General features: G+C 46.7%; 2 protein-coding genes. One reads left to right on the forward strand and one right to left on the reverse strand.

Annotated elements, in window-relative coordinates; all coding sequences use genetic code 11:
* The coding region (locus tag R8N46_RS24835; RefSeq protein ID WP_318189727.1) for a family 1 glycosylhydrolase at nt 1–879 on the forward strand (879 nt) is incomplete at its 5' end.
* Between the two features lie 92 nt (nt 880–971).
* Here the strand turns inward: R8N46_RS24835 and R8N46_RS24840 are convergent.
* Nucleotides 972–1,273: alkaline phosphatase PhoX (locus tag R8N46_RS24840; protein WP_318189728.1), on the reverse strand; the 302-nt coding region annotated here is incomplete at its 5' end.

Here is a 1,273-nt window from a genome sequence, read left to right on the forward strand (position 1 = left end):
GAAATCAACATGTCTCTGCATGCACCATTTACTGGGGTTGGTTTGTCAGAAGACGCAACAGAGCAAGAGATTTACCAAGCGATTCACCATCAATTGGTGGCGAATGCTAAAGCGGTGAAGCTGTGCCAGAAAATTGTACCGAATGGCAGAATCGGCAACATGTTACTGGGTGCCATGAACTACCCATACACTTGCAACCCTGATGATGTGTTAGCCGCCATGCATGAAAACAACAAGTGGTTGTTCTTCGGTGATGTGCAAACTCGTGGTCAGTATCCTGGTTATATGAAGCGCTATTTCCGTGAAAATGGCATCGAAATTCAGATGCAAGACGGCGATTTAGAAGACATCGCCTCGGCCAGTGTCGACTTTATCTCCTTTAGCTACTACGCCAGTGGCTGTGCGAGCGCGGATCCGAAACAAAAGGAAGTCGGCAATATTGTTGAGAGCGTGCCGAACCCATATTTGGAAAAGAGCCAATGGGGCTGGTTGATCGATCCCAAAGGTCTGCGTATTTTGCTGAACTTCTTGCACGATCGCTACCAAAAGCCGCTCTTTATCGTGGAAAATGGTTTGGGAGCGAGAGATGAATTTGACGAAAATGGCGAAATTCAAGATGACTACCGCATAGCCTACCTCAACGATCACCTAGTGCAAGCGCACGAAGCCATTCTTGATGGCGTGGAATTAATGGGTTTCACCAGTTGGGGGCCGATTGATTTAGTAGCCAACTCAACGGCAGAAATGAGCAAGCGTTACGGATATATCTACGTTGATCGTCACGATGATGGACAAGGTACTTTAGAACGTAAACGCAAAAAGAGCTTCTACTTGTATCAGGATGTGATTCGTACCGCAGGTAGTTCGTTGAAACGCTAAAGCACATATGTGAATGACAGCGAGACATAAGCCTAAGCATCAAGCCCTGCAATTGCAGGGCTTGAGTTTTAAGGTCTTAATACACGATGAGATTAAACCGCTATTTCGCCACCATCTTCACGACGAATCACAACGGTTTCAGCACGAGGACGAACTGTAGTTCCAGCCGGAGTTTCTTGCGCGGCATCATCACTGTATGGCCAGTTACCAGGGTGTTGAATGTTTACAAATAGCGATTTGTAATCTGGGCTAATGGTAAAGCCTGTCACTTCACAACCGTTTGGACCAACAAAGAAGCGTTTCAGCTCTGCTTGGTTGTCTGCACCGATCACTGCTTGATCGCCATTTTCATTCGTGAGTTTAGATGGTACAACCGCCAGCATTTGGTCGTTGG

It is taken from the genome of Vibrio sp. 1874 (genome assembly GCF_033344395.1).
In the GTDB taxonomy this organism is placed as follows: domain Bacteria; phylum Pseudomonadota; class Gammaproteobacteria; order Enterobacterales; family Vibrionaceae; genus Vibrio; species Vibrio alginolyticus.